The organism is Mesorhizobium sp. B2-3-7 (genome assembly GCF_006442695.1).
In the GTDB taxonomy this organism is placed as follows: domain Bacteria; phylum Pseudomonadota; class Alphaproteobacteria; order Rhizobiales; family Rhizobiaceae; genus Mesorhizobium.
On sequence record NZ_VFVV01000001.1, the window covers coordinates 242,171 to 259,193 of the forward strand.

At 63.7% G+C, this 17,023-nt stretch carries 19 protein-coding genes; 15 read left to right on the forward strand and 4 right to left on the reverse strand.

What is annotated here, in order from left to right:
- Window positions 1–66 precede the first annotated feature (66 nt).
- The 5 genes from sdhC to FJ940_RS01225 all read left to right on the forward strand — a co-directional run bounded on the left by sdhC (window position 67) and on the right by FJ940_RS01225 (window position 4,275).
- Window positions 67–486 (forward strand): succinate dehydrogenase, cytochrome b556 subunit, encoded by a 420-nt coding sequence (gene sdhC / locus FJ940_RS01205; protein WP_140518100.1) that lies wholly within the window; start codon window positions 67–69, stop codon window positions 484–486.
- 2 nt (window positions 487–488) lie between these two features.
- On the forward strand, window positions 489–884 hold the full coding sequence (sdhD, locus tag FJ940_RS01210) for a succinate dehydrogenase, hydrophobic membrane anchor protein (RefSeq protein ID WP_140492709.1): 396 nt from the start codon (window positions 489–491) through the stop codon (window positions 882–884).
- 4 nt (window positions 885–888) lie between these two features.
- The gene (sdhA, locus tag FJ940_RS01215) at window positions 889–2,724 is read left to right on the forward strand and encodes a succinate dehydrogenase flavoprotein subunit (protein ID WP_140654926.1); all 1,836 of its coding nucleotides are present in this window, start codon (window positions 889–891) and stop codon (window positions 2,722–2,724) included.
- 39 nt (window positions 2,725–2,763) lie between these two features.
- Window positions 2,764–3,543: a succinate dehydrogenase iron-sulfur subunit gene (locus FJ940_RS01220; protein ID WP_140518103.1), complete on the forward strand. Its 780-nt coding sequence runs from the start codon at window positions 2,764–2,766 to the stop codon at window positions 3,541–3,543.
- 105 nt (window positions 3,544–3,648) lie between these two features.
- Entirely contained in the window at window positions 3,649–4,275 is a 627-nt protein-coding gene (locus FJ940_RS01225; protein ID WP_140559263.1) for a DUF480 domain-containing protein, read from the forward strand.
- Between the two features lie 48 nt (window positions 4,276–4,323).
- On the opposite strand, the gene FJ940_RS01230 is transcribed toward FJ940_RS01225, so the two are convergent.
- The gene (locus tag FJ940_RS01230; RefSeq protein ID WP_140492697.1) at window positions 4,324–4,749 is read right to left on the reverse strand and encodes an OsmC family protein; all 426 of its coding nucleotides are present in this window, start codon (window positions 4,747–4,749) and stop codon (window positions 4,324–4,326) included.
- Window positions 4,750–4,963: 214 nt separating this feature from the next.
- On the opposite strand from FJ940_RS01230, the gene FJ940_RS01235 reads away from it, so the two are divergent.
- On the forward strand, window positions 4,964–5,191 hold the full coding sequence (locus FJ940_RS01235; protein ID WP_140554839.1) for a hypothetical protein: 228 nt from the start codon (window positions 4,964–4,966) through the stop codon (window positions 5,189–5,191).
- The gene (locus tag FJ940_RS01240; RefSeq protein WP_140492691.1) at window positions 5,188–5,544 is read left to right on the forward strand and encodes a YciI family protein; all 357 of its coding nucleotides are present in this window, start codon (window positions 5,188–5,190) and stop codon (window positions 5,542–5,544) included. The genes FJ940_RS01235 and FJ940_RS01240 overlap by 4 nt, the downstream gene beginning before the upstream one ends.
- A gap of 13 nt (window positions 5,545–5,557) precedes the next feature.
- Here the strand turns inward: FJ940_RS01240 and FJ940_RS01245 are convergent, their stop codons facing one another.
- Entirely contained in the window at window positions 5,558–6,817 is a 1,260-nt protein-coding gene (locus FJ940_RS01245) for a ubiquinone biosynthesis hydroxylase (protein ID WP_140654929.1), read from the reverse strand.
- Between the two features lie 99 nt (window positions 6,818–6,916).
- Here FJ940_RS01245 and tesB point away from each other — a divergent pair, with 99 nt between their 5' ends.
- The 7 genes from tesB to FJ940_RS01280 all read left to right on the forward strand — a co-directional run bounded on the left by tesB (window position 6,917) and on the right by FJ940_RS01280 (window position 14,958).
- Window positions 6,917–7,777, forward strand: a complete 861-nt coding sequence (gene tesB, locus FJ940_RS01250; RefSeq protein ID WP_140524665.1) for an acyl-CoA thioesterase II — start codon at window positions 6,917–6,919, stop codon at window positions 7,775–7,777.
- Between the two features lie 249 nt (window positions 7,778–8,026).
- A complete protein-coding gene (locus FJ940_RS01255; RefSeq protein ID WP_013528889.1) occupies window positions 8,027–8,365 on the forward strand; it encodes a P-II family nitrogen regulator in 339 nt (112 codons plus the stop codon).
- Between the two features lie 32 nt (window positions 8,366–8,397).
- On the forward strand, window positions 8,398–9,750 hold the full coding sequence (locus FJ940_RS01260; protein ID WP_140492683.1) for an ammonium transporter: 1,353 nt from the start codon (window positions 8,398–8,400) through the stop codon (window positions 9,748–9,750).
- A 304-nt stretch (window positions 9,751–10,054) separates the two neighbouring features.
- Window positions 10,055–10,330 (forward strand): hypothetical protein, encoded by a 276-nt coding sequence (locus tag FJ940_RS01265; RefSeq protein ID WP_140492681.1) that lies wholly within the window; start codon window positions 10,055–10,057, stop codon window positions 10,328–10,330.
- 213 nt (window positions 10,331–10,543) lie between these two features.
- A complete protein-coding gene (locus FJ940_RS01270; RefSeq protein WP_140492677.1) occupies window positions 10,544–13,210 on the forward strand; it encodes a DNA translocase FtsK in 2,667 nt (888 codons plus the stop codon).
- A gap of 136 nt (window positions 13,211–13,346) precedes the next feature.
- Window positions 13,347–14,027 (forward strand): outer membrane lipoprotein carrier protein LolA, encoded by a 681-nt coding sequence (locus FJ940_RS01275; protein ID WP_140513951.1) that lies wholly within the window; start codon window positions 13,347–13,349, stop codon window positions 14,025–14,027.
- A 124-nt stretch (window positions 14,028–14,151) separates the two neighbouring features.
- Window positions 14,152–14,958 carry an exodeoxyribonuclease III gene (locus FJ940_RS01280; protein WP_140654931.1) on the forward strand — a complete coding sequence of 269 codons (807 nt, stop codon included), beginning with the start codon at window positions 14,152–14,154 and terminating at the stop codon, window positions 14,956–14,958.
- Window positions 14,959–15,080: 122 nt separating this feature from the next.
- Here the strand turns inward: FJ940_RS01280 and FJ940_RS01290 are convergent, their stop codons facing one another.
- Window positions 15,081–15,536 carry a cyclic nucleotide-binding domain-containing protein gene (locus FJ940_RS01290; RefSeq protein ID WP_140524662.1) on the reverse strand — a complete coding sequence of 152 codons (456 nt, stop codon included), beginning with the start codon at window positions 15,534–15,536 and terminating at the stop codon, window positions 15,081–15,083.
- A gap of 121 nt (window positions 15,537–15,657) precedes the next feature.
- On the reverse strand, window positions 15,658–16,341 hold the full coding sequence (locus tag FJ940_RS01295; protein WP_091576052.1) for a response regulator transcription factor: 684 nt from the start codon (window positions 16,339–16,341) through the stop codon (window positions 15,658–15,660).
- A 144-nt stretch (window positions 16,342–16,485) separates the two neighbouring features.
- Here FJ940_RS01295 and FJ940_RS01300 point away from each other — a divergent pair, with 144 nt between their 5' ends.
- A complete protein-coding gene (locus tag FJ940_RS01300; RefSeq protein ID WP_181165209.1) occupies window positions 16,486–17,022 on the forward strand; it encodes a L,D-transpeptidase in 537 nt (178 codons plus the stop codon).
- Window position 17,023 lies beyond the last annotated feature (1 nt).

Sequence of the window (17,023 nt, forward strand, 5' to 3'; positions counted from 1 at the left end):
TCGCAACCGGAAGCGGCAATGCCGCATTTCCACCTGAGGCTCCAGGAACGCCGAACTGGGGGAGCCATGAGCAAATCACCAGCCACCCGCGAATTCGCCAGACGTGAACGGCCGCTTTCGCCGCACCTCAGCGTGTATCGGCCGCCGATCACCATGACGATGTCGATCATCCATCGCATCACCGGCGGCGCGCTCTATTTCGGCACGCTCCTAGTCGCGATATGGCTGATGGCGGCGGCGAGCTCGCAAGCCACTTTCGATTGGGTGAGCTGGGCCTTCGGAACCTGGCTCGGACGGCTGATCCTGTTCGGCTACACCTGGGCGCTCATGCACCACATGCTGGGCGGCGTGCGCCACCTGATCTGGGATACCGGCGCCGGTCTCGAAAAGCATACCGCCTCCAAGATCGCCTGGGCGACCCTGGCCGGCTCGGTCCTGCTCACGCTGCTGATCTGGATCGCCGGCTATATGGCGCGAGGAGCCTGACCATGAGCACTGGAAAGACCGACATGCGCACGCCGCTGGCGAAAGTCCGCGGCCTGGGGTCCGCCCGCGAAGGCACCGGGCATTTCTGGCGCCAGCGCCTCACGGCAATCGCCAACATCCCGCTGATCCTGTTCTTCACCGGGTTCCTGGTCGCGCTCAACGGCGCCGGTTATGCGGAGGTGCGGGCAGCGCTCGCCAACCCGTTCGTGGCGCTGATGATGGCCCTTGTGCTCATCTCGCCGCTTTATCACATGCGGATCGGCATGCAGGTGATCATCGAGGATTACGTGCATGGCGAAGGCATGAAGCTGGCGCTGATCGCCCTCAACACTTTCTTCACCGTAGCGGTCGGCGTGGCTTCGCTCTTCGCCCTGCTCAAACTGGCATTCGGAGGCTGACGTTTTGGCCAAGAACGCGAAAGAAGCCAATACGGCAGGCTATACCTATGTCGACCACAAATTCGACGTCGTGGTCGTCGGTGCCGGAGGTGCGGGACTGCGCGCTACGCTGGGCATGGCCGAACAGGGCCTGCGCACCGCCTGCATCACCAAGGTTTTCCCGACCCGCTCGCACACGGTGGCGGCGCAGGGCGGCATTGCCGCTTCGCTTTCCAACATGGGCCCGGACTCCTGGCAGTGGCACATGTACGACACCGTCAAGGGTTCGGACTGGCTGGGCGATGTCGACGCCATGGAATATCTGGTGCGTGAAGCGCCGGCCGCCGTCTACGAACTCGAGCACTACGGCGTGCCGTTCTCGCGCACGGAAGAGGGCAAGATCTACCAGCGGCCGTTCGGCGGCCACATGATGAATTACGGCGATGGCCCGCCCGTGCAGCGCACCTGCGCGGCCGCCGACCGCACCGGCCACGCCATCCTGCACACGCTCTACGGCCAGTCGCTGAAGAACAACGCGCAGTTCTTCATCGAGTATTTCGCGCTCGACCTGATCATGGAGCCGGACGGCACATGCACCGGCGTCGTCGCCTGGAACCTCGACGACGGCACCATCCACCGCTTCTCGGCCAAGATGGTTGTGCTGGCGACAGGCGGCTATGGCCGCGCCTATTTCTCGGCGACCTCGGCGCACACCTGCACCGGCGACGGCGGCGGCATGGCCGCGCGGGCGGGGTTCCCCTTACAGGACATGGAGTTCGTGCAGTTCCACCCGACCGGCATCTACGGCGCCGGCTGCCTGATCACCGAGGGCGCGCGCGGCGAGGGCGGCTATCTCGTCAACTCCGAGGGCGAGCGCTTCATGGAGCGCTACGCGCCGTCGGCCAAGGACCTCGCCTCGCGCGACGTCGTCTCGCGTTGCATGACGCTGGAAATCCGCGAGGGCCGCGGCGTCGGCAAGAACAAGGACCATATCTTCCTGCACCTCGACCATCTCGATCCGGCGGTGCTGCACGAGCGGCTGCCCGGCATCTCGGAATCGGCAAAGATCTTCGCCGGCGTCGACCTCACCAAGGAGCCGATTCCGGTGCTGCCGACGGTGCACTACAATATGGGCGGCGTGCCGACCAATTACTGGGGCGAGGTACTCAACCCGACGATCCTTAATCCGGATCAGGTCTCGCCCGGCCTGATGGCGGTAGGCGAGGCCGGCTGCGCCTCGGTGCACGGCGCCAACCGGCTGGGATCGAACTCGCTGATCGACCTGGTCGTGTTCGGACGCGCGGCGGCGATCCGCGCTGGCCAGGTCATCGATCGCAAGTCGGCGATCCCGTCGCCCAACCAGGCCTCGGTCGACAAGATCATGGATCGCTTCGACCGGCTGCGCCACGCCAACGGCTCGACGCCGACGGCGGTTCTGCGCGAAAAGATGCAGCGTGCCATGCAGGAAGACGCGGCGGTGTTCCGCACGCAGGAATCGCTGGAGAACGGTTGCAAGCGCATTTCGCAGATCTGGGGCGAGCTCAAGGACATAAAGGTTTTCGATCGCTCGATGATCTGGAACTCCGACCTGGTGGAGACGCTGGAGCTGGAAAACCTGATGGCCAACGCCATCACCACGGTCTACGGCGCCGAGGCCCGCAAGGAGAGCCGTGGCGCGCACGCGCGGGAGGATTTCTCGGCCCGCGACGACGCCAACTGGCGCAAGCACACGCTCGCCCATCTGAGCGAGACCGGTGAGGTGACGCTCTCCTATCGTCCGGTGCACACCGAACCGCTGCTGGCCGAAAAGGACGGCGGCATCAGTCTCGCCAAGATCGCGCCCAAGGCCAGGGTGTATTGAAATGACGTCCAGCCGCGTCATCCGAAAGGACCTGAGGTAATGGTCGAACTCACGCTCCCCAAGAACTCGAAGATCCAGCAGGGCAAGACCTGGCCGAAGCCGGAAGGCGCGACCAATCTCAGGGAATATCGCATCTACCGCTGGTCGCCGGATGATGACGAGAACCCGCGCATGGACACCTATTTCGTCGACATGGACGATTGCGGGCCGATGGTGCTGGATGCGCTGCTCTGGATCAAGAACAAGATCGACCCGACGCTGACCTTGCGCCGCTCCTGCCGGGAAGGCATCTGCGGCTCCTGCGCCATGAATATCGACGGCTCCAACACGCTCGCCTGCACCAAGGGCTGCGACGACATATCGGGTGCTGTCAAGATCTACCCGCTGCCGCATATGCCCGTCATCAAGGACCTGGTGCCCGACCTCACCAATTTCTACGCCCAGCACGCCTCGATCGAACCGTGGCTGAAGACGGTCTCGCCGCAGCCCGCCAAGGAATGGCTGCAGAGCCATGAGGAGCGTGAGAAGCTCGACGGGCTCTACGAATGCATATTGTGCGCCTGCTGCTCGACCTCTTGCCCGAGCTATTGGTGGAACGGCGACCGTTATCTCGGCCCGGCAACCCTGCTGCAGGCGTATCGCTGGCTGATCGACAGCCGCGACGAGGCCACGGGCGAGCGGCTCGACAATCTCGAGGACCCCTTCCGGCTCTATCGCTGCCACACCATCATGAACTGCGCGCAGACCTGCCCCAAGGGCTTGAATCCGGCCAAGGCGATCGCGGAAATCAAGAAGATGATGGTGGAGAGAAGGGTTTAGGCGCTCGCTCGCGGCAGTCTTGAACGCAGCGATCCTTCGCGCCCCCTTTCTCCGGCAGGACAAAAGGGGCGCTGTCTTGCCAGCTTCAAAAAGGATTGCAATCCAATGACGGACCTCCCCATCCTGTCTCCTCCCGAAGCGCGTGTGCTCGGCTGCCTCATCGAGAAGAAGGAGCTGACGCCGGACGTCTATCCGTTGACCCTCAACGCAGCGCTTGCCGCCGCCAACCAGAAGACGGCGCGCGAGCCCGTCATGGCGCTGGAGCAGACAGAGGTGCACCGGGCGCTGAAGCTGCTCGAGCAGAAGGGGCTGGTGCGGCAGATGTTCGGCTCCCGCGTCGAGCGCTACGAGCACCAGATGGCGCAGCGCTTCTCGCTGACCACGCCTCAGACCGCCTTGGTCGGTCTGCTTTTGCTGCGCGGGCCGCAGACGGCGCATGAATTGTTGGCACGCAGCGAGCGCATGGCAAGGTTTTCATCGATCGAGGATTTGCGCGGTGAACTCGATATGCTGATCGGCCGTCGACCGCCGCTCGTTCAGGAAATCCCGCGCGGTCCAGGCCAACGCGAGGACCGCTATGTGCATCTCCTCGCCGGGCCGGTTGACGTTGCCGCCCTGTCGGCGCAGCGCACTGCATCGGCCGTGCCCGCTTCCGACCTTGAAGCGAGAGTGGAGGCGCTGGAGCAGGAAGTCGCAGCCCTTCGCGCCCGGCTCGACGCGCTGGGCGCCTGAGCGGTCGGGCGTGTCCGGCGCGACCATGCGCGCCGGGATGCCGGGGTCTCAGCCGAGCCTGGCGTCGAGCGATACGTTGATGGCGCCCAGCGCTTTGGAAACAGGGCATTCGGCCTTGGCCTTCTCGGCCAATTCCTTGAACTTCGCCGCGTCGATGCCGGGCACCTTGCCGACAAGGGTGATCGCGCTGCCCGTGATGCCGGTGCCGGGAACCAGCGTCACCACGGCCTTGGCGTCGAGCTCGGCCGCCGGGGTGCCGTTCTCGGCCAGGAAATGCGACAGCTGCATGGCGTAGCAGCCGGCGTGCGCGGCCGCGATCAGCTCTTCCGGATTGGTGCCGGATTTGCCGCTCTCGTCCTCGAAGCGTGCCTTGAACGAATAGGGCGTGCCGTTCAGGGTCCCGCTCTGGCTGTCGAGCGTGCCTTTGCCGTCCTTCAGATTGCCCTTCCAGACGGCGGTTGCGGTGCGGTCCATGAATTCCTCCTTGGTTGTCGTGAACTTGTCCAGGTGAGCCCAGCGTCCGGCCAACTATAACGCGGGCATGCGCGAAGACCACTGCGCTGTTTGGACCACGGCGTGATGACGGTTCATTCCTTTAGAAAAAAAAACCGCGTGCAAAAATGTCGGCTTCCATTCGGCCCGGCCGTCCTGCGGGCGACCACGGGATTGTGGCCGGATGGAGGTTCACATGGACAATCTGTTTTTCGCAATATGGAAGACCCCGGGCCGCAAGGCTCAACGACGGCAGGACTTCTGGCTGGAGCCACCGCCGTCCGGTGTCCGCAGGCTGCTGGCGGCTGTCGCCATCATCGCGGTCGCGGCATGCCTTCTCGACCATGCGGCAGCGGTCGAAGGCAAGGCTGACACGCTCGTCACCGCATCCTATGATTCATCGCAGCAAGGGAGCGCGAAATGAAATATGTCTGCCTGGTCTATGGTGAGGAGAAAGACCTCTACGCGCTCACCCCGGAAGGATCGGCCAAGCTCGACGCCGATTCGCTGGCCTATGACCGGTCCTTGGACCAACAAGGCAAGCTCATCGTCGCGCAGGCGCTGCAATCGGTGAAGACCTCGAAAACCGTGCGCCGTCGCAAGGGCAAGCGGCTGGTCACCGACGGCCCGTTCGCCGAAACCAAGGAGCAGTTGCTCGGCTTCGTCATGATCGAGGCGAAGGACCTCCAGGAGGCACTGGACATCGCCGGCGGCATTCCGCTGGCCGAACTCGGCACGATCGAGGTCCGGGCGATCTATGACGTGCCCGGGTCATAAGCGGCGCGGCGGGTCAGATCGCCTCGCCCTTCAAAAGGCGCGGCGTGCCGGCTGAAAGCCCCGACGCCTGGCGGATGAAGAATTCCTTCAGCCGTGGCATGCGCTCGACCAGGCCGAGGCCGATGTCGCGCACCGCGCGCAGCGGGCCGATATCGTTGGAAAACAGCCGGTTCAGCACATCTGTCGTGACGCCCATCTGCACCGTGTCGAAACGGCGCCATTGCTGGTAACGCTCGAGCACGTCGAGCGCGCCGATATCCTGGCCCAGCCGGTCGGCTTCGACGATCACCTCGGCCAGGGCGGCGACATCCTTGAAGCCGAGATTGAGGCCCTGGCCGGCGATCGGGTGGATGCCGTGGGCGGCATCGCCGGCAAGCGCCACGCGCGGCGCGACGAAGGCGCGCGCGATGGTAAGACCCAGCGGCCAGGCGCGCGGCTTGTCGGCGACGCGGATCTCGCCAAGCTTGAGGCCGAAACGCTGTTCCAGTTCGTGCTCGAAGAGGAGGTCGTCGCCGGCGACCAGCGTTTGAGCATCTTCCGACCGCTCGACCCAGACGATCGACGAGCGGTTGGAGCCGTCCGCGCCCGGCTTCAGCGGCAGCGTGGCGAAGGGTCCGGCGGGCAGGAAATGCTCTTCGGCGCGGCCATTGTGCGGCCGTTCATGTGCCACGGTGCAGACGATGCCGGACTGGCCGTATTCCCATTTCACCGTCTTGATGCCGGCCATGTCGCGCAGCTTCGAGTTGACGCCGTCGGCGGCGACCAGCAGCCGCGCCTTCAGCGTCGCGCCGTCGGCCAGATGCACGGTGATGCCCGCACCATTGGTTTCGAACCCTTGCACGGCAACGCCTTCGATGATGTCGACGCCGAGCTTTTCGGCGCTGCGGCGCAAGGCGCCGTTCAGCACCCGGTTGGCCACCATATGTGCGAAGGGCTCGCCCGGCGCCACCTCGCCGTCGAAAGTGAGGAAGACCGGGCGCACAGGATCGGCGGCACGCGAATCGGTGATGATCATCTCGGTGATTGCCTGCGCTTCCGGCGCGATCTCGGCCCAGACGCCGAGCCGCTCGAGCATGCGGCAGGCGGCCGCCGCAATGGCCGAGGCGCGCCCGTCCCTTTGCCAGGAGCCGGGGGGTGCGGCATCGACCAGGGCCACGGCAAGCTCCGGTTGCGCCTGTTTCAGCGACACGGCGGCAGCCAGGCCGACATAGCCGGCGCCGGCGACCAGAACATCGAGCCCGGACCTGGTTTTCGCCTCTGCCTTGCCTTCCATGGTCTTCGCTCCTTGCAAGCCAGCCTGCCATCCGCCCTTGACGGCCCGTCCTTCCTGTCGGAAACCCGCCGAGGAAATCTTGAGGCGAGGTCACGACACATGACGGCGGCCATGGACGAGCTTCTGCGCATTCTCGACCTCGAGAGGCTGGAACACAATCTGTATCGTGGTCGCAGCCCCCAGGTGGAGTGGCAGCGCGTGTTCGGCGGCCAGACCATCGCCCAGGCGCTGGTGGCGGCGCAGCGGACCGTCGAGCCCGACCGCTACGTGCATTCGCTGCACGGCTATTTTATGCGGCCTGGCGACATCAAGGTGCCGATCATCTACGAGGTCGACCGCATCCGCGACGGCGGCTCCTTCACCACCCGCCGGGTGCTGGCGATCCAGCACGGGAACGCGATCTTCTCGCTGGAAGCCTCGTTCCAGGTCGATGAGAAGGGGCTGGAGCACCAGTTCGCTTTGCCCGACGACGTGCCGCCGCCGGAAGGGCTGAAGACGCAGCGCCAACTGCTCGAAAAGGCCGACCGGGTGCCGGAAGCGGTGCGACGCTTCTGGGCGCGCGAGCGACCGCTGGAGCTCAGGCCGGTCAATCTCCAGCACTATGAAAGCCGTGACAAGCTGCCGCCCCGGCAGAATGTCTGGATCCGCCTCGCCGGTCCCGTCCCAGACGACCGCGCGCTGCAATCGGTGTTGCTCGCCTATCTCTCCGACATGACGCTGCTCGACACCTCGACCTTCGCGCATGGGCGCGGGCTGTTCGATCCCGACATCCAGGCGGCCAGCCTCGACCATTCGATGTGGTTCCACCGCCCGCATTCGCTCGACGGCTGGCTGCTCTACGCGCAGGACAGCCCCTCGAGCTCGGGATCGCGCGGATTCAGCCGCGGCACGCTTTATGCCCGCGACGGCACGCTGATCGCCTCGATGGCCCAGGAAGGCTTGATCCGGCTCAAGCGTTGAGCAGTCCTTTCGCCCAAAGCCTTCCAAATAGGCGTTTTCAGAAAATTGCTTAATTATTGAGCAGAAGCTGTGCCGCGCCCATCGGCACGGTGCGGTTGCGGGCGCGTCAATTCCTTTATTTACAACAGGTTAACACGCTGCTTCGGCAATTGGCACGGAGCTTGAATCCTCGTCGGCACTCTCCGGCTCCTCGGGATCGGTGAAGGTGTGCAAACGCGGGGGACCGCAACAGCAAAAGGGTGAAACCTTATGAAAATCGTGATGGCAATCATCAAGCCGTTCAAGCTCGACGAGGTACGCGAAGCGCTTACCGCCGTCGGCATCCAGGGCCTGACCGTCACCGAAGTCAAAGGCTACGGGCGTCAGAAGGGGCACACGGAAATCTATCGCGGGGCGGAATACGCGGTCAGTTTCCTGCCGAAGATCAAGATCGAGGTCGCGGTCAGCGCCGACATGGTCGACAAGGCCGTGGAGGCCATCACCGCAGCCGCCAAGACCGGTCAGATCGGCGACGGCAAGATCTTCGTTTTCGGCATCGACCAGGCGGTGCGCATCCGCACCGGCGAAACAGACACCGACGCGCTCTGAAGCGGCGAACACGTATTCCAATGGAGAGTTCAATGAATATTCCTTCCACCTTGAAGAAGACGGGACGCGCCGCCCTTTTTGGCTCGCTCGCTCTCGCAGCGTTGGGCAGCGTCGCCGCCCTCGCGCAGGAAGCGGCTCCGGCCGCGGCTGCCGCCGCCCCGGCCGCTCCCACCCCGGTGCTCGACACCGGCAACACCGCCTGGATGCTGACTTCGACGGCGCTGGTGCTGATGATGACCATCCCCGGCCTGGCACTGTTCTACGGCGGCATGGTGCGCAAGAAGAACGTGCTTGCCACCGTCATGCAGAGCTTCGCCATCACCTGCCTGGTGACGGTGCTGTGGTTCATGTTCGGCTATTCGCTGGCCTTTTCCGACGGCGGCGGCATGAATGCCTATCTCGGGGGCTTCTCGAAGTTCTTCCATCACGGCATCACCACCTCGACGCTGTGGGCGCCGGGCGTGGCCAACATTCCTGAATTCGTCTTTTCGATGTTCCAGATGACCTTCGCCATCATCACCCCGGCCCTGATCGCCGGCGCCTTTGCCGAGCGCATGAAGTTCTCGGCCCTGCTGATCTTCATGGCGCTGTGGCTGCTGGTCGTCTATGCGCCGATCGCGCATTGGGTCTGGGGCGGCGGCTTCCTCGGCGCTGCCGGCGTGCTCGACTTCGCCGGCGGCACGGTCGTCCATATCAATGCCGGTGTCGCGGGTCTCGTCTGCGCCCTGGTCCTTGGCAAGCGCGAAGGCTACGGCACCACCAACATGGCGCCGCATAACCTGGTCTATTCCGTGATCGGCGCTTCGCTGCTGTGGGTCGGCTGGTTCGGCTTCAACGCCGGTTCGGAACTCGCCGCCGACGGCCTCGCCGGTGCCGCGATGCTCAACACCCAGGTTGCCACCGCGGCAGCGGCGCTGGCCTGGATGTTCGCCGAATGGATCGTCGCCAAGAAGCCCTCGGTGCTCGGCATCATCTCCGGCGCCGTCGCCGGCCTTGTCGCGGTGACGCCGGCTTCCGGCTTCGTCAACCCGACGGGCGCCTTCATCGTCGGCATCGTCGCCGGCGTCGTCTGCTACATCTCGGCGGTCAAGGTAAAGCACATGTTCGGCTATGACGACTCGCTCGATGCCTTCGGCGTCCATGGCGTCGGCGGCGTGGTCGGCGCATTGCTGACCGGCGTGCTCGCCGACCCGGCAATCAACAGCCTGTCCTCGGGCGCGTCGATCGGCAAGCAGCTCTACGGCATCGTCTTCACCATCCTGTGGACGGCAATCGCCACCTTCGTCATCCTCTACATCGTCAAGGCGCTCGTCGGCCTGCGTCCATCGACCCAGGAAGAGGTCGAGGGTCTCGACATCAGCCAGCACGGCGAAGTGGTGCCGTAAGGCCTCTTTGCCATGGGACCGGCGGACCTCCTCCCGCCGGTCCCATCTCTTTCTGTAATCGCGTACGGAAAACCGCTGCACGTCTTCTGGAACTTGAAATCCCGTCGTGACGCTCCGCAAGGTGCTCACGCCTTGAGGCCCGGATCGCTCCGGGCCTCTTTTTTGGAGCCCGTTTGATTGAACGAGCGCAATCACGTTCGCGTGATTGAGATTTTCGAGGAAACATCGGACGTCTTGGCATCGAACTCCCGGGCACGACCACTGTTCGGCGGTCGTTGCAAACAATAGGGAAGGAAACTATCCAATGAACGTCAAGAATATCTGTCTCGGCGCGCTCGCTCTTTCCATGGTCAGCGGCATGGCATTTGCCGGGGCTCTCGACGAACCCGACAATATGGCCCCGTTCTTCACCGATTCCAGCATGAAAACCATGAAGCCGATGGCGGAATTCAAGACCGCTTTCATGGCCATGCCAATGGAAAAACAGGATACGATGAAGAAGGAATGCCAGGACGCGGCGATGAGCAAGCCGCACGCCGAGTTCTGCGCCAACGTCCAGGCGCTCGGCGGAGCCAACTGAGACCGCAGCGGATCAGGCCCACCGAGCCTGATCACCCTGCCGTTGCCGATGCAGAAATGGCGGGCCGTGAGGCTCGCCATTGTTATTTGCGGCAGGCGGGTGGGGCCCTTGCCATGGTTAATGCGGCCTTAACCTTCCCACGCATAGTCTGGCAGCCAAATCTGCCGAAGTGCGTCACGCGCTCGGGCCAGGCAATCACTGACGGGGAAGAGCATGCGTTCAGGGGCTTCAGCACCGCTCGCGCTGACCGATACGGGGCACGGCATCCAGGCATTCGCGCGACGCCAGGTCGGCCGGCTTGTCGGCGCCGGCATGTTCGCGTTCACCGCTTTCGGCGTCGCCAGCCTGGCCACCTGGAATGTCGCCGACCCGAGCTTCTCGCACGCCACAGCCAACACCGTCACCAATGCCATGGGCTATGCGGGTGCTGTCTTCTCCGACATCGCCATGCAGTTCTTCGGCCTTGCCGCCGTGGCGGCGCTGGTTCCGGCCGTGATCTGGGGATATCTCCTGTTTTCGGCGCGTGGCGTCGACAGGCTGCCCAGGCGCGGTCTGTTCTGGTTCGGCTTTGCCCTGCTGGCCGCTGCGATCGCCGGCTGCGTGGTGCCGCCCAAGACCTGGCCGCTGCCGACCGGGCTCGGCGGCGTGTTCGGCGACATGGTACTGAAGATTCCGGGCGTCGTCATCGGTGGCTATCCGACCGGGCTGGTGGCCAGCGTGCTCGCCATTCTGATGGCCGGTCCGGCGCTATGGCTGTTCGCCTACGGTTCGGCGCTGATCGCACGCAAGAACGGTTTCGCCGTCATGGAGGAACCGGCCGCCGCCGATCCGCGTGAGGATGAGCTGCTGTTCGACAATGACGAGGATGAAGGCGACGAAGGCATGCTGGCGCTCGGCGCAATGACCCATTGGTGGCTTTCGTTCCGCGCGTGGATGCACCGCCGCGCCGTGCGCCGCAGGCAGCGGCGGGACGAATTCGAGCCGGGAATGGAGCCGCGCGCCAGCGCCTGGCGGCGTGCCGCCGAACGGGTCGAATCGGCCGAGTTCGCCGAGCAGCGGATGAGCCCGGATGGCCGTGCCCGCGTCGAACCGGAATTCTTCGCCGCCATGGTCAACGACCGCAGCGTTTCCGTCGATCCGGACGATGACGTCTTCGACGATCGCTTCGACACCGGCGATGACGATGTCGATTTCGACGATGAACCCCTCGTCCAGCGTCGCGCGGCTTCCACCGCAAAGGTCCAGCCGTTCCGCTCGGATGCCGCCACGCGCGTTGAAGCGCCGGCGCCGCGCCCGGCTCCGGGTGCGCGCGTCCAGCGCGAGGCGCAGGCCTCGTTGATCGGCTCGGAAAAATTCGAGATGCCGTCGCTGCATTTCCTGTCCGAACCGAAGAACGTCGCGCGCGACCCGAGCCTCTCGAAAGACGCGCTGGAACAGAACGCCCGCCTGCTCGAAGGCGTGCTGGAGGATTTCGGCGTCAAGGGCGAGATCATCCATGTCCGCCCCGGCCCCGTCGTCACGCTCTATGAGCTGGAGCCTGCGCCAGGCATCAAATCATCGCGCGTCATCGGCCTCTCCGACGACATCGCCCGCTCGATGAGCGCCATCGCCTGCCGCGTCGCCGTGGTGCCGGGCCGCAACGCCATCGGCATCGAATTGCCGAACGCCAAGCGCGAGACGGTGTATCTCAGGGAAATCATGGCCAGCCGCGATTTCGAGACCACCAAGGCCAAGCTGGCGCTGGCGCTGGGCAAGACCATCAACGGCGAGGCGGTCATCGTCGATATCGCCAAGATGCCGCACGTCTTGGTCGCCGGCACCACCGGCTCGGGCAAGTCGGTCGCCATCAACACCATGATCCTGTCGCTGCTCTACCGGCTGACGCCGCAGGAATGCCGGCTGATCATGATCGATCCCAAGATGCTGGAGCTCTCGGTCTATGACGGCATCCCGCACCTTTTGACGCCTGTCGTCACCGACCCGAAGAAGGCGGTGGTTGCGCTGAAATGGACCGTGCGGGAGATGGAAGACCGCTACCGCAAGATGTCGAAGGTCGGCGTGCGCAATATCGACGGTTTCAACGCACGCGTCCAACAGGCGGAGAAGAAGGGCGAAAAGATCTCGCGCACGGTGCAGACCGGCTTCGACCGCCAGACCGGCGAGGCGATCTACGAGACCGAGAATCTCGACCTTGAGCCGATGCCTTACATCGTCGTCATCATCGACGAAATGGCCGATCTGATGATGGTTGCCGGCAAGGACATCGAGGGTGCCGTCCAGCGCCTGGCGCAGATGGCGCGCGCCGCCGGCATCCATGTCATCATGGCGACGCAACGTCCGTCTGTCGACGTGATCACCGGTACCATCAAGGCCAACTTCCCCACCCGCATCTCCTTCCAGGTAACGTCGAAGATCGACAGCCGCACCATCTTGGGCGAGCAAGGCGCCGAGCAGCTGCTCGGCATGGGCGACATGCTCTACATGGCCGGCGGCGGCCGCATCCAGCGCGTGCACGGCCCGTTCGTCTCCGACGACGAGGTCGAGAAGATCGTCGCGCATCTGAAGCTGCAGGGCGTGCCGGAATATCTCGACGCCATCACCGAGGACGATGATGAGGACGAGGACGAGCCCTCCGGCAAGGGCGGCTCGGGCGGCGGCGGCGGCAATTTCGAGGATTCCGACGATCCTTACGACCAGGCGGTGTCCGTGGTGTTGCGCGACGGCAAGGCCTCGACCAGCTACATCCAGCGGCGTCTGGGCATCGGCTACAACCGCGCCGCTTCGATCATCGAGAAGATGGAAAAAGAAGGCATTGTCGGCCCCGCCAACCATGCCGGAAAACGCGAGATCCTGGTGCCGACCGAAGAGGACAAATTCTGATCGCGACAAATACCGGCGGCAACTTTGAACCTTCTGGCGCGTTCAAGCGGTCAAGCAGTGTTCGCGCCGTCAAACTTCAGCCCAACTGGGGGTTCAGGACAACAACAAATCAGGACTCAAGATGAGAGTGACCGACATGAAAAACGATCTTTCCGCGCTCGGCGATCTTGCCCCGACGCGCCGTCAGTTGCTTGGCCTCGGCCTGGTGCTCGCGGGCGCTGCCGCCCTCAACGTGGTGCCCGGATTCGAGCTGCTGGCATCCGCGCAGGCGGCCGTGCCGGCGGCCGCGCAGAAGATCGCCGATCATTTTTCCTCGGTTAAGTCGATGAGCGGCGAATTCGTGCAGTTCGGCCCCAAGGGCGAACAGACCGGCGGCAAGTTCTTCCTGGAAAGACCGGGCAAGATCCGTTTCAATTATGACGGATCCTCGAATTTCCGGGTGATTTCGGACGGCAAGTCGGTGGTCATCCTCAACAAGAAACTGAACACGTCCGATCTTTATCCCTTGTCGAAGACGCCGCTGAAACTGTTGCTCGACGACCGGATCGATCTCTCCGGAAACCGCGTCAAGAGCGTCAAGGAAGAGGACGATCTCACCACCATCCAGCTCTCGGACAAGTCTGTGTTCGGCAATGCGCGTATCACCATGATGTTCGATCCGAAGACCTATGATCTGCGCCAATGGACGATCACCGATGCGCAGGGCAAGGACACCACGGTGATGATCTTCAACACCAAGGAAGGCGTGAGCTTCGCTCCCGACACGTTTGCCATCGATTATACCGCCAACCGTGAGCTGAATACGAAGACCAGATAGCTTTCCTGGCGAAGCCTTTCGTGCGGTTTCGGCGGCGCGGCGCCGACCTCCGCAACTGCTGCAATGCTTGTCTTTATGGCGCGGGGCTGGCAGTAGTTCGGCGATCTTTCGCCGGACCCGCCAAATGCCCTTTTCCATCGCCACCTGGAACATAAATTCCGTTCGCCTGCGTATGCCGATCATCGAGCGCCTGCTAGATGAATACGCACCCGATGTGCTTTGCCTGCAGGAAACAAAAGTTCCCGACGAGCTGTTCCCCGAAAAGGCCTTCCGCAGGCTCGGCTACGGGCACATCGCCTTTCATGGTCAGAAGGGCTATCACGGCGTGGCGACGGTCGCGCGCCGGCCGATCGCGGTGGTCGAGAAGCGCCGCTTCTGCGACATCGACGACAGCCGGCATTTGTCGGTGACCGTGCGGGCCGGCGGCAAGGCGATCCTGCTGCACAATTTCTACGTTCCGGCGGGCGGCGACGAACCGGACCCGGAAGTCAACCGCAAGTTCAGGCACAAACTCGATTTCGTCGCCGAGATGGCCGCAATCCGCGCCGAACACAGCGAAGTGTCCGCCTCGGTCCTGGTCGGCGACCTCAACATCGCGCCGCTCGAACACGATGTCTGGTCGCATAAGCAATTGCTCAACGTGGTCAGCCATACGCCGGTCGAGACGGAGAGTTTCGAGGCCATGCGGCTGGCCGGCGACTGGGTCGACCTGATGCGGCTCAACGTGCCATCAGAACAGAAGCTCTACACTTGGTGGAGCTACCGCGCGCAGGACTGGGAGGCATCCAACCGCGGCCGGCGGCTCGATCATGTCTGGTCGTCACCGAACCTGGTGCCTGATTTCACCGGCTACGAAATCCTGCGGGCGGCGCGTGGCTGGGAACGCCCCTCGGACCATGTTCCGGTCATCGCGCGGTTCAACCTGGACTGATCAGCCGGGCCGGCGCTTTTCCCACTCCGGCGACAATTGCGTCAAGCCGCTCGGTCGCCATGATGAAGGGCAGGTCATTTTCGGTGGCGCGAACCAGCCGGAACTCCACCTGTCTCTCCCGTTCACTCGGAAAAGCGCGGCGCCAGCTTCTCGATGCGGTGGATCATTGCCTGAAAGTCTTCCAGGATGCGCTGGTGGAGCTGTGCCGCCAAATCCGGATATTCCTCCAGGATGCGGCGGAACATCTTTCGGCTGAGCCGGATCACCTCCGAATCGACCGCGGCCGATGCACTGGTCAGCCGGTTGGTGTCGGCGATCAGCGCCAGTTCGCTCAGCATGGTGCCGGGGCTGGCCGTGCCGATAGGGATGCGTCCGCCTGCCTGTTCGCGGTAGAGCACGATCTCTCCGCTGACCACGATATAGGCCGAATCAGCCATATCGTCCTCGCGATAGAGCTTGTGGTCTGCCTGCAGCAGCATGGTCTCGGCGCCGAAGGCGAGCAGGCGCAATTGTTCCTGCGTGAAGCCCTCGAAAAGCCTCACGGCTGACAGGATGCGGATGTCGTCATCCAGCGCCATCTAGCTGTGTCCCCGAACGGTCAGTCCAATCCCTCCTCTGCGGTGCGATCCAGAATCCCGCTCCAACAGGATCGCACCCAAAAGCAGCCCCGCCCAGACCGCTTATTGGATAATAAAATGTTTAAGGAACCAGCTTGTAGCCACCGCTTTCTGTCACAAGAATTTCCGCATTGGAAGGATCGCGCTCGATCTTCTGGCGCAGGCGATACACATGGGTTTCTAGTGTGTGCGTGGTAACGCCGGAATTGTAGCCCCACACCTCCTCGAGCAGCACGTCCCGCGTCACCACCTTCTGGTCGGCGCGGTAGAGATATTTGATGATCGAGGCCTCCTTCTCCGTCAGCCGCACCTTTGCGCCGCGCGGGTCGATCAGCAGCTTCTGGCTTGGCTTGAAGGTGTAGGGGCCGACCGAGAAGGTGGCGTCCTCGCTTTGCTCGTGCTGGCGCAGCTGCGCGCGGATGCGCGCCAAAAGCACCGCGAAGCGGAACGGCTTCGTCACGTAGTCGTTGGCGCCGGCTTCGAGGCCAAGGATCGTGTCCGAATCGGTGTCGTGGCCGGTCAGCATGATGATGGGCGCCTTGTAGCCACCCTTGCGCAGGATCTTCACCGCTTCGCGGCCGTCCATGTCGGGCAGGCCGACATCCATGATCAGCAGGTCGATGAGGCCGCCACGCGCCGCGGCGACGCCTTTTGCCGCAGTGGACTCCTGCAGCACGTCGAATTCCTCATAAAGGGACAATTGCTCGACCAACGTGCCGCGCAGGTCGTCATCGTCGTCGACGATCAGGATGGTTCGTGAAGTCATGGATCAATCCGTTGTTTTGAAAAGAAAATTCAGTTGACCGCTGCCTGTTTATGCGGAAGCTGACCGGCACAACAGCCGATCACAGTGATTTGTTCCGTGGCACGATCATACAAGAAAAAACACGATCGCAATGCAGCCGGCGCAATTTTGCGAAAAGGACTGCGGGTGCTGACCGTGCGGGCAAGGCCCGGCCGTCCCAGCCAGGGGCTGCTGCAGGCGGGCAGAACGGTGTTTGCCTGCGCGCTGGGGCGTGGCGGCATCTCGGCGGGCAAGCGCGAAGGCGACGGCGCCACGCCGCTTGGCCAAATGCGGATCCTGTCGGGTTATTTCCGGGGAGACCACTTCTCCAGCGGCCGCATCACCCGGCTGGCGATGACGCCGATCGGGCCTGATCTCGGCTGGTGCGAAGTGCCCGACGACCGAAACTATAACAGGCCGGTCAAGATCCCCTACGGCGCCAGCCACGAACGCATGCGGCGCGACGACAGGCTCTATGATGCCTGCCTTGTGCTCGACTGGAATATAACGCCGCGCCGCCGCGGACGCGGCAGCGCCATCTTCTTCCACCTGGCGCGCCCGGGCTTCACGCCCACGCAAGGCTGCGTCGCGGTGACCGCACGCACGATGGCGCGCCTTTTGCCGCTGCTGTCGGACCGGACGGTGGTGAGGGTGGTAAGGTAGG

Excerpts from the sequence above, each read along its gene's own strand:
- sdhC (WP_140518100.1), top strand. The coding sequence starts at position 67 with ATGAGCAAATCACCAGCCACCCGCGAATTCGCCAGACGTGAACGGCCG.
- sdhD (WP_140492709.1), top strand. The coding sequence starts at position 489 with ATGAGCACTGGAAAGACCGACATGCGCACGCCGCTGGCGAAAGTCCGC.
- FJ940_RS01220 (WP_140518103.1), top strand. The coding sequence starts at position 2,764 with ATGGTCGAACTCACGCTCCCCAAGAACTCGAAGATCCAGCAGGGCAAG.
- FJ940_RS01225 (WP_140559263.1), top strand. The coding sequence starts at position 3,649 with ATGACGGACCTCCCCATCCTGTCTCCTCCCGAAGCGCGTGTGCTCGGC.
- FJ940_RS01230 (WP_140492697.1), bottom strand. The coding sequence starts at position 4,749 with ATGGACCGCACCGCAACCGCCGTCTGGAAGGGCAATCTGAAGGACGGC.
- FJ940_RS01235 (WP_140554839.1), top strand. The coding sequence starts at position 4,964 with ATGGACAATCTGTTTTTCGCAATATGGAAGACCCCGGGCCGCAAGGCT.
- FJ940_RS01240 (WP_140492691.1), top strand. The coding sequence starts at position 5,188 with ATGAAATATGTCTGCCTGGTCTATGGTGAGGAGAAAGACCTCTACGCG.
- FJ940_RS01245 (WP_140654929.1), bottom strand. The coding sequence starts at position 6,817 with ATGGAAGGCAAGGCAGAGGCGAAAACCAGGTCCGGGCTCGATGTTCTG.
- tesB (WP_140524665.1), top strand. The coding sequence starts at position 6,917 with ATGACGGCGGCCATGGACGAGCTTCTGCGCATTCTCGACCTCGAGAGG.
- FJ940_RS01255 (WP_013528889.1), top strand. The coding sequence starts at position 8,027 with ATGAAAATCGTGATGGCAATCATCAAGCCGTTCAAGCTCGACGAGGTA.
- FJ940_RS01260 (WP_140492683.1), top strand. The coding sequence starts at position 8,398 with ATGAATATTCCTTCCACCTTGAAGAAGACGGGACGCGCCGCCCTTTTT.
- FJ940_RS01265 (WP_140492681.1), top strand. The coding sequence starts at position 10,055 with ATGAACGTCAAGAATATCTGTCTCGGCGCGCTCGCTCTTTCCATGGTC.
- FJ940_RS01270 (WP_140492677.1), top strand. The coding sequence starts at position 10,544 with ATGCGTTCAGGGGCTTCAGCACCGCTCGCGCTGACCGATACGGGGCAC.
- FJ940_RS01275 (WP_140513951.1), top strand. The coding sequence starts at position 13,347 with ATGAAAAACGATCTTTCCGCGCTCGGCGATCTTGCCCCGACGCGCCGT.
- FJ940_RS01280 (WP_140654931.1), top strand. The coding sequence starts at position 14,152 with ATGCCCTTTTCCATCGCCACCTGGAACATAAATTCCGTTCGCCTGCGT.
- FJ940_RS01290 (WP_140524662.1), bottom strand. The coding sequence starts at position 15,536 with ATGGCGCTGGATGACGACATCCGCATCCTGTCAGCCGTGAGGCTTTTC.
- FJ940_RS01295 (WP_091576052.1), bottom strand. The coding sequence starts at position 16,341 with ATGACTTCACGAACCATCCTGATCGTCGACGACGATGACGACCTGCGC.